This window comes from Acinetobacter sp. YH16052, assembly GCF_013417155.1.
In the GTDB taxonomy this organism is placed as follows: Bacteria; Pseudomonadota; Gammaproteobacteria; order Pseudomonadales; family Moraxellaceae; genus Acinetobacter.
Genome location: NZ_VPEO01000035.1, coordinates 1 through 10,069 on the forward strand (window position 1 = coordinate 1; position 10,069 = coordinate 10,069).

The 10,069-nt window shown below is 38.8% G+C and carries 7 protein-coding genes and 2 pseudogenes; all 9 read left to right on the top strand.

Annotated features, from left to right (window positions below; all coding sequences use genetic code 11):
- Positions 1 to 191 precede the first annotated feature (191 nt).
- Positions 192 to 338 (top strand): annotated as a pseudogene (locus FTV42_RS14590) (IS256 family transposase); the annotation flags it as partial.
- A 42-nt stretch (positions 339 to 380) separates the two neighbouring features.
- Positions 381 to 3,047 carry an excinuclease ABC subunit UvrA gene (locus FTV42_RS14595; protein ID WP_180039133.1) on the top strand — a complete coding sequence of 889 codons (2,667 nt, stop codon included), beginning with the start codon at positions 381 to 383 and terminating at the stop codon, positions 3,045 to 3,047.
- Positions 3,048 to 3,212: 165 nt separating this feature from the next.
- Positions 3,213 to 4,143: pseudogene (locus FTV42_RS14600) on the top strand (IS5 family transposase).
- Between the two features lie 439 nt (positions 4,144 to 4,582).
- Positions 4,583 to 5,917, top strand: coding sequence for an ISNCY family transposase (locus FTV42_RS14605; RefSeq protein ID WP_180039134.1), 1,335 nt, complete (start codon positions 4,583 to 4,585; stop codon positions 5,915 to 5,917).
- Between the two features lie 187 nt (positions 5,918 to 6,104).
- Positions 6,105 to 7,223: a Fic family protein gene (locus tag FTV42_RS14610; RefSeq protein WP_180039135.1), complete on the top strand. Its 1,119-nt coding sequence runs from the start codon at positions 6,105 to 6,107 to the stop codon at positions 7,221 to 7,223.
- 665 nt (positions 7,224 to 7,888) lie between these two features.
- A complete protein-coding gene (locus FTV42_RS14615) occupies positions 7,889 to 8,200 on the top strand; it encodes a hypothetical protein (RefSeq protein WP_162689791.1) in 312 nt (103 codons plus the stop codon).
- Between the two features lie 169 nt (positions 8,201 to 8,369).
- On the top strand, positions 8,370 to 9,044 hold the full coding sequence (locus FTV42_RS14620) for a hypothetical protein (protein ID WP_111885976.1): 675 nt from the start codon (positions 8,370 to 8,372) through the stop codon (positions 9,042 to 9,044).
- A gap of 278 nt (positions 9,045 to 9,322) precedes the next feature.
- Positions 9,323 to 9,610, top strand: a complete 288-nt coding sequence (locus FTV42_RS14625) for a BrnT family toxin (RefSeq protein WP_180039136.1) — start codon at positions 9,323 to 9,325, stop codon at positions 9,608 to 9,610.
- On the top strand, positions 9,597 to 9,911 hold the full coding sequence (locus FTV42_RS14630) for a BrnA antitoxin family protein (protein ID WP_180039137.1): 315 nt from the start codon (positions 9,597 to 9,599) through the stop codon (positions 9,909 to 9,911). Before FTV42_RS14625 ends, FTV42_RS14630 begins: the two co-directional genes overlap by 14 nt.
- Positions 9,912 to 10,069: the final 158 nt, after the last annotated feature.

A 10,069-nucleotide genomic window follows, 5' to 3' on the forward strand; every position in this document is an offset into this window, starting at 1 on the left:
AGGCGCAATTGCTGTGATTGCAGCCCAAGTAGAAGGATAATCTTTTTCAGATTCAATCAATAATTGAACCGCTCTTTCTCTGATTTCAGGGGTATATTTTAATTTTGTCATCGGGACACTACGCTTCGCTACGTCTTGCGAAGCAATGCTTCTCATCTCAGAATATTGACTCTCCGACAAACCCGGTACGGTTCACTTCTGATGATTCAGTGAAAAGGGTCATTTATTTAGCAACTTCAAATGCTGCTAAAAAATGGACCATGCCAACTCAAAATTGGCGTTTAGCAATGAATTGGTTTACGATTCAGTTCGATGATCGATTAAAAGATCATTTATAAAAAATGAGACTTACACAAAATAATTTACAGGCTCGTAGAAACATGAAAATACATTCTTTTGGTGAACACAATAACATTACTTTATCTAATAATTGTATTGAAGTTCGAGGTGCACGTGAGCATAACCTTAAGGATGTAGATGTTTCTATCCCAAGAAATGCACTTGTTGTTTTCTCAGGTGTATCGGGTTCAGGAAAATCATCACTTGCTTTTGGAACTATTTTTGCTGAAGCACAAAGAAGATATTTCGAATCTGTTGCACCTTATGCAAGACGCTTAATAGATCAGGCCGGAGTACCAGATGTTGATGCTATTGATGGTCTACCACCAGCAGTAGCATTGCAACAACAACGTGGTGTAAGTAATACCCGTTCTTCTGTTGGAAGTGTAACAACTTTATCAAGTCTCGTGCGAATGATTTATTCGCGTGCTGGTGCATATCCTGCCGATCAGCCAATGTTATATGCCGAGGACTTTTCACCGAACACTCCTCAAGGTGCTTGTCCTACCTGTCATGGTTTAGGTCACATTTATGAAGTTACAGAATCGACAATGGTTCCTGACCCAACACTCAGTATTCGTGAGAGAGCTATCGCATCATGGCCACCTGCTTGGCACGGGCAAAACTTACGCGATATCCTAGTAACCCTAGGGTATGATGTTGATCGACCATGGAAAGATTTACCGCAATCGGATAGAGACTGGATTTTATTTACTCAAGAAACCCCAACAGTTCCTGTCTATGCTGGTTTAAGCCCCGCTGAGACTCAATCTGCACTTAAACGTAAACTAGAACCCAGCTATATGGGCACTTTCACTGGTGCTCGTCGCTATGTCCTTCATACTTTTGCTAATACCCAAAGTACGTTGATGAAAAAACGTGTTTCACGTTTTATGGAAGGAAAAATATGCCCTTCCTGTCATGGTAAACGCCTTAAACCAGAAGCCTTATCTATTACCTTTGCTGGAGTAGATATTGGTGAGTTTATGCAACTTTCTTTGGATAAGTTAACTTGCCTGCTTGAGCCCATTGTTCTAGGCAATTTCGACGCTCATGATGCTGGAGAAAAGACTAATAATAAAGTAACCCAACTTGATAGATCTGAACGAGCAACAACAGGTAGAGCAGTGCATTCTGTATCTCCAGATGTAAGACGTACGTCAGCACTTTCAGATGAAAAGAAAATTGCTGCGCAGCGTTTAGCAAATGGTGTGGTGGGGCGTTTAAATCAATTACGCCAGTTAGGTCTTGGTTATCTAACATTAGATAGAGCCACACCGACTCTTTCAGCGGGAGAGTTACAACGTTTGCGGTTAGCAACACAATTAAGTTCTATGCTATTTGGTGTAGTTTATGTACTGGATGAACCGTCTGCTGGATTACATCCTTCAGATAGTCAGTCATTATATGATTCTCTCGATAAATTAAGAGACGCTGGAAATTCCGTATTTGTTGTAGAGCATGATTTAGAGCTCATGCGTCGTGCTCAATGGTTAGTGGATGTTGGACCAGATGCAGGAGAGCAAGGTGGTAATATTTTATATAGTGGAGTACCTCAGGGTTTAAGTGAGATTTCAGCTTCACGTACTGCAAGTTATTTATTTAATAAAATCCCAGTTACTCAAAGTTATGGACGTACACCCTCTGGTTGGCTTGAACTTAACAATATTTACCGACATAACCTGCATAATATTGATGCTCGTATACCTCTTGGTGTACTTACAGCAGTTACAGGTATTTCAGGTTCAGGTAAATCTAGTCTCGTTTCTCAAGCTTTACCCGAGTTAGTACTTTCATATTTAGGCAATGAATCTGAAACTGAAAACAATAATGAAAATAATCCTTTAAATGAAGGAATGTTGGTTGCCGAGGTTACACAGGGTTCTCTGGCTGGCGATGTGGAGGCTATACAGCGTCTGGTACAGGTTGATCAAAAACCAATTGGCCGTACTCCACGTTCTAATCTGGCAACTTATACGGGTTTATTTGATCATGTTAGAAAGTTATTTGCTGGGACTCCTGAAGCTCGCCAAGCTCATTATGATGCTGGACGTTTTTCGTTTAATGTGGCTAAAGGGCGATGTGAAACTTGTGAAGGTGAAGGCTTTGTCAGTGTAGAATTATTGTTTATGCCAAGTGTATATGCCCCTTGTCCGACATGTCATGGTGCTCGATATAATGATGACACTCTGAAAATTCGCTGGAATGGACGTAATATTGCTGAAGTATTAGGAATGACCGTCAATGAAGCACGTGATTTTTTTGATGGAGATGTCTCGATTGCTCGTTCACTACAATTATTAAAGGAAATTGGCCTTGGTTATTTACGTTTAGGGCAACCAGCGACTGAACTATCTGGTGGAGAAGCGCAACGTATTAAATTGGCGACCGAGCTGCAACGCAATCAGCGTGGAAATACACTGTATATACTTGATGAGCCAACTACAGGTTTGCATCCATCAGATGTAGATCGATTGTTAGTTCAATTGCAGCGATTAGTCGATGCGGGTAATACCGTGGTTATGATTGAGCATGATATGCGTGCCGTTGCACAAGCAGATTGGGTGATTGATGTGGGACCAGGTGCTGGAAATGCTGGTGGGAATATTGTTGTGGCAGGAACACCAAAACAAATAACAGAAAATCAAGATATCCGTACTGCTCCATATTTAGTTAATGAGTTAGTGAGTCGTGATACTAAACATTGATATTGCGAGTGGGTAGAATAAAACCTTAAATTAAAAGCCTGTAAAATCAATCAGATATTTTTTGTTTTAGGTGGTGTGTGAGCATGAAATCTAAAATTTTTTTCAACTAAGGGCTTTGTTGCACAAACCTATCTGTAAAGGCTTTTTCAGCGATATAATTTTCAAATGAAGAAGCCTACACACAAAATCTACCGCACAACCAATTGGCCCGCATATAACCGAGCACTCATGAGTCGCGGAAATATTGCCATTTGGTTTGATCCTGCTACGCAATGGTATGCGCCATCAAAAGGCAAACAAGGGCGAAATCAAACCTACTCCGACGCAGCCATCCAATGCTGCTTAATGATTAAATCCTTATTCCGTCTGTCTTTACGTATGGTTACTGGCTTTGTGCAAAGTCTGATTAAACTCTCTGGCTTAAATGGGACGGCCCCAGATTATTCGACCATATGTAAAAGACAAAAGCATATTGATATTGTAATCAGCTATCAGAAAAGTCGTGATGGGCTGCATCTACTTATGGACTCTACAGGCATGAAGTTTCTAGGTGAGGTCGAATGGAAGCGCAAGAAACATGGACCTGAATATCGTCGCCAATGGCGTAAACTACATATTGGTATAGATGCCAAAACCCTGCAAATACGAGCAGTTCAGCTTACAACCAATAATGTCAGTGATTCACAGGTGCTTGGTGATTTACTTGATCAGATTCCACAAGATGAGCAGATTGACTCTGTTTATACCGATGGAGCTTATGACACAAGCAATGCCGTCAGGTCATTGCAGATCGGCAAGCGCATGCGGTGATTCCACCTAGAAAAAATGCGAAACCATGGAAAGATACAAAGAGTAGCTCGCTAGAACGAAATGAATTACTTCGAACAGTTAAACGTTTAGGCAGGACATTATGGAAAAAATGGTCAGGCTATCATCGGCGAAGTTGGTTGAAACTAAGATGCACTGCATTAAATTATTAGGAGATAAACTCAGCGCAAGGAGTTTTGATAGCCAAGTGAATGAAATTCATGCACGTGTAGCAGTCCTCAACAGATTTACGGAATTAAGTCGACCACTTACCCAAGTTACGTCTTAAATTTGGCTCAATTAGGGGCGCTTTGCATTTCAAATCTTTGTGCAACAAAGCCCTTTGAAAGCGTAAGGCTTTCATTGAGAACAATAATGGGTATAGACAGGGACAGTACGAGTTGAGGTGAAACAATAATATTAGTTGTTTTTTAGTTGAACCTTTTTTTGTCAATCGAATTGTTTTTAGTTCAAACATGATGAAGTTTATGAATTAAAATTTAATTCAACATATCATATTTATCTAAATAAAGGATAGTACTTTAACTTATTGAAATCAGGTGAGTGTAAGGGATATATGAAGTTATTGTTTGGTATACTTCGCTTAACATAATCAATATTATACGAAATCAGTGTGTTAGAAACCATTTAAAGTGTCTATATTCTCACCAATAAAAATGTCTAGTTTATGATGGTTTTTACCATCATGGACTGGATATAAATTAGAGATGTTGATCACTATGTCTGACAAGGAAATTCAACGTCTTGCAGTTCTGCAAGACGTTCGAGATCATCGTATTATCCAGGTCCGTGCTGCTGAAATCCTGAATCTTTCCACTCGTCAAATTACCCGGTTATTGCAGAAACTCAATCAAGACGGTGTTTCAGGTCTGGCACATGCTAGTCGTGGTCAACCTGGCCATCATCGCCATGATGAGTTATTAAAATCAAAATGTCTTTCCATTATTTCTGAACATCTGCTGGGCTTTGGACCTACCTTGGCGCATGAGAAGCTCAGCAGCATGTTTGACCTGAATATCCCGGTAGAAACGGTTCGGCGCTGGATGATGGTCAATGACCTCTGGATTCCGCGATCCAAGCGCCTTAAACGTCCATATCAGCCACGTTATAACCGGGATTGCTTCGGTGAGCTGATCCAGATTGATGGCTCATATCATGACTGGTTCGAAGGACGCGCTGCTAAGTGCTGTTTATTGGTGTATATCGATGATACCACTGGAAAGCTGTTGCATCTACGCTTCTGTGAGGCGGAAACCACCTTCGACTATATGCTTTCAACCCGAGCCTACATTGAACAATACGGCAAACCTCTGGCCTTTTATAGCGACAAACATTCGGTATTCAGAGTTAATCAGAAATCCAGGAAAGACAGCCAGATCACGCAATTTGGGCGGATTCTGAACGAGTTAAATATTGATATTATCTTTGCCAACTCACCACAGGCTAAAGGTCGCGTAGAACGCGCGAATAGAACCCTTCAAGACCGTTTGATCAAGGAGATGCGTCTGGAAGGCATCAGTTCAATTGCCGAAGCCAATGCATGGCTACCCTGCTTCATTGAGCACTTCAATCAGAAGTTTGCCAAGTGTGCGAGAAACTCGAAGAATTTACATCGATCTTTAACGGAATCTGATGCTGAGCTGGAGGATATATTCACTTGGCAGGAACCGCGTAACGTCACGAAGAACCTAACCATCACCTATGACAAGTGTATTTATCTGCTTGAACCGACAGAGCTGAATCATAAGCTTGTTGGGCAATACATTTCATTTCTGGAGTACCCGGATGGCACTGTGGCCCTCATGCATGAAGGACGGAAGATCAACTATAGCGTCTTCAATAAACTGGCTGGACTACAGCAGAATGAAGTGGTTGAGAATAAAAGATTAGGCTCAGTTCTGGCGCATATCCAGCAACAACATGAAGAGTTGGAGAAACAGAATAAACGTTCCCGTCTCAAGAAAAGTATGCCGAGTCGTAAAGCTCAGAAAGCTGTTATTGAACAAAGAAATTTAAATCCTGTGCTTGACTCTTGTGGTTAAAAACAGGACATTTTAAATGGTTTATCACATAGACATTTTAATTGGTGAATAACACAAAATGTAAGCCCCAAGTAGAACTGTTCTCGATAAATAATGAGCTAATTAACAGTACAAATTCGGCTCACAATATGAGTCGAATTTGTGCTATATTTAACTCATCTTAGATTTTAGATGAGAGAGATTGAAAATGCAGAAATGGATTTGGCAAGCAGAAAACTGGACAAATTTCACATGGCAGGATTCAACTATCTTACCTAAAACCAGACAGATACATCAAAAAATAGGAATTCTTCTTGGACAAAGTCAGCATGATTTAGCGAAAGAACAATTCACTCTAGATACTCTACTTGCCAATCTCGTTGCTTCATCAGCAATTGAAAATGAAACCCTCAATGTTTTTTCATTGCGATCATCTTTAGCCCAACGCTTGGGTGTCACTCTTGAACAGCCTTATCCAAGCTCAGATCGATCAGAAGGTTTAGCCAATATCATGCTGGATGCGCTGAACGATGTTAAGCAACCACTGACTGTTGAGCGCCTCATGCAATGGCATCGTTGGCTTTTCAATGACCCCGACTGGACAATGCAACGTTTACGCATTGGTCAACTGAGGGGATCAGAGCCTATGCAGGTCGTTTCAGGTCGATTGGATTACCCTAAAGTACATTTTGAAGCACCGCCAAGAGAAGGCTTAGAAGAACGCTTACATACCTTCATAGCGTGGTTTAATCAGAGTCTGAATGATTCATTGCTTGATCCTCTGTTACGTGCAGGCATTACCCATTTATGGTTTGTTACCCTACATCCTTTTGATGATGGTAATGGCCGTATTACACGTACACTTACAGACCTTGCTCTAGCTCAAATGGATGAGCAAAGTATCCGTTTGTATGCAATGTCTACTACGATATTAAATAAACGTAAAAGTTACTATGAGATATTAGAACAAACTCAAAAAAATGATTCTGATATCACAGATTGGCTGATTTGGTTTCTAGACACGTTGAATGAAAGCCTTGAAAAAACCTTAGCGCAGATCAGTCGAACATTGTTTAAAAGTCAATTTTGGCATAAATATTCAAATTTAGCCCTGGGTGAAGAACAACGTAAAGTTCTACATCGTTTATTAGACGGTGGCGAAAATGGCTTTGAACATGGTATTAGTGCTTCGCAATATCAAAAGGTTGCTAAAGTCAGTAAGGCAACGGCTACTCGCCACTTATCAGACTTACTTGAGAAAGAATGTATCGTTAAATTAGAAGGTGGTGGACGTAATACACGCTATCAGATCAATACCCAGTTATAGATATTCTAAGCAATAAAAAACCCCGGCATCCTGCCGGGGTTTTTCGTATTGGTTCGCTCGGTATAACTCCTGTCCTACCTTACAGTCCTTGTGCTTATCTATTGTTATTCTTATATGGAACTTCCTGTTCCCGATGAGTTCATAATAGTAAAATTCCAGTCATTCCGGATAGCAGCAAAGGGCCGAGATTGATGTGAGCCAAAACGTACAAAATAGCCTAAATTTTATCCACAAAAAATGTGGATAATTTTGGACATTGAGGCATTGATAAAATTTGAAAAATCTCAAAATTGATTACTTTTTAAACAAAATTATTGGCAAGAACTATCAAAAACGATCATAAAAAAGCCGAGTTGTTTCCAAGTCAGCTTTTCGACATCGTCGAGCATTATCACTATAACACAAGTATTTGATTTTTATGTGTTTAAAATATGAATTTCGTATAAACGCCATTATGTTAAATGTGATAAAGAATAGATAATAAAATTTAATTAATGAGACATAATCTGTCGTGTATTTTTTAAACAGCACACAATAAATGGTTTAAAAATAGTAATGTACTCTAATAAATTTTTTATTATCAATATCTAAGAGTTATAGAGCTATGTCACGACCAGAAATACCAAATTTAAGAACTTGGCCACGCAATTTAAGTACCTCCCAATATGGTGGATTATCTACATCTCAGTATGGCGGAATGTCCACGTCTCAATATGGTGGAATGTCCACGTCTCAGTATGGCGGAATGTCCACGTCCCAGTATGGTGGAATGTCCACGTCTCAGTATGGCGGATTGTCTACGTCCCAGTATGGCGGATTGTCTACGTCTCAGTATGGCGGATTGTCTACGTCTCAGTATGGCGGATTGTCCACGTCCCAGTATGGTGGACTGTCTACGTCTCAAGGAGGTGGCATGTCTACATCTTCAATTAATGTCTATAAAAGTAATATTCCACCTTGGCCAGTGTTTTTATTAGAACTAGAAACTAGAGGGTATCTTGCACAGGCTCAATTGATTAGAAGACATATTCCCTCATTCTTATATCCTGAAAATTTCTTTTAAATTTTTTATTAAATAAAAGGACATCTTAAATCGGTGTCTTTTTGAGATGTATGTAATTCTTACATTTTTAGGTAGGGGATATTTTGTATAACTCTTTCTCATTAAAGAAAGTTCTTGAGCTTTATGCTGCCATACCACTGATATTGATAGCTTTAGCTGGCACTTATAAGTTTGGTTACTTTTCTACGTTTGATGCTTTATGGATATTACCTTCTATATCCGCTTATAGCTTATTTTACTCAATTCTAATTACTACTTTATTGTTCGCTTTTGGGAGCATAATTTCTTTAATTTATTTATCTATTTCTGCATGGGTAGGTCACTCATATTTACTGATTTTTTCCGTACTATTTATAACAATATCCATATTCCTGATAGGAAGAGAGACATCAATTGCCTTATCAACTAAGTTAATTCCGCTTTATTTTGGTGTGTTTTATTATTCCTATGTACATAGTTCTATATTTGGAGGACAGATAGAGCAATACTTTAGCTCCCCTTTAGTACTATTTTTAACGATTATTGCTTTTGGTGGTATGTTCGGAAGTGGTATGAACGATGCAAATAAAGCCATTAATAATAAAACACTCCCAATAGTATTGTTTGATCAGCAAACGTCATATCCAAGTGATCAGTCTGATTGGAGACTATTAGAAGCAATAGATACCAGATTTGTTTTGATTAATCTTAAAAATAGAACAGATTATGGCTATGAAATAAAAGTAGTTGAATACAGTAAAGTTGACAGTATCTATTAATTTAATAGCTATCAATTTTATAACGACTTTATATTTTTCCTAAAATTAACATAATACACCTTATACGAAACGCGATTGTAATAATCATTTAATATCAATTATTTATATTAAAATAGAAAACTCAAAAAACAGCAAAAATCCGGCTTGGAAACAAGTCGGATTTTTTATGAGCGGTTTTGATAGTTCTTGCCAATAATTTTGACTGAAAATTACACTTATTACCTTGAGTGATACAAATATGTGATACATTATTGTATATACAAATTTGAATGTTTTTTATGGAACAGTATTTCGAATGGGATGAGGCAAAGAATCGAAAGAATCAGCAAAAGCACGATGTCTCTTTCGAAACAGCAAGCCTTATTTTTGAAGATCCGCTAAGGATCTCAATTCAAGACAGACATACCGATGGTGAAGAACGTTGGCAAACCATTGGAAAAGTAAAAGGTGTACTAATGCTACTAGTAGCCCACACCATCTTTGATGAAGATGACTGTGAAATCATACGAATCATTAGTGCAAGACAGGTAACTAAGGCGGAGCGAAATCAATATGAGCATGGTTAGATATACACGCAAAGAGCTGAATGAAAATTTCAGCGACAAGCAAAATGCTGAAATTAAACGTCTCCTTGCTAAGGGAACTGTATCTGATGATCAATTAGATCTGTCTGATATTCCTGAAATCACCGACTGGAGTAAGGCAGTTCGTCATGGGCAATTTTATCGTCCAGTGAAGCAACAGACTTCTGTTCGCTTAGATGCTGATGTACTGGCATGGTTAAAAGCACAAGGGAAAGGCTATCAAACACGTATGAACAAAATTCTGCGTGAAGCAATGTTGGAAGATTTAAAGAATCATTCTTAAAAATGAAATGGGAGCAATAGCTCCCATTTTTATGTTATTCACCAATTAAAATGTCTATGCGATAAACCATTTAAAATGTCCTGTTTTTAACCACAAGAGTCAAGCACAGGATTTAACTTTCTTTGTTCAATAACAGCTTTCTGAGCTTTACGACTCGG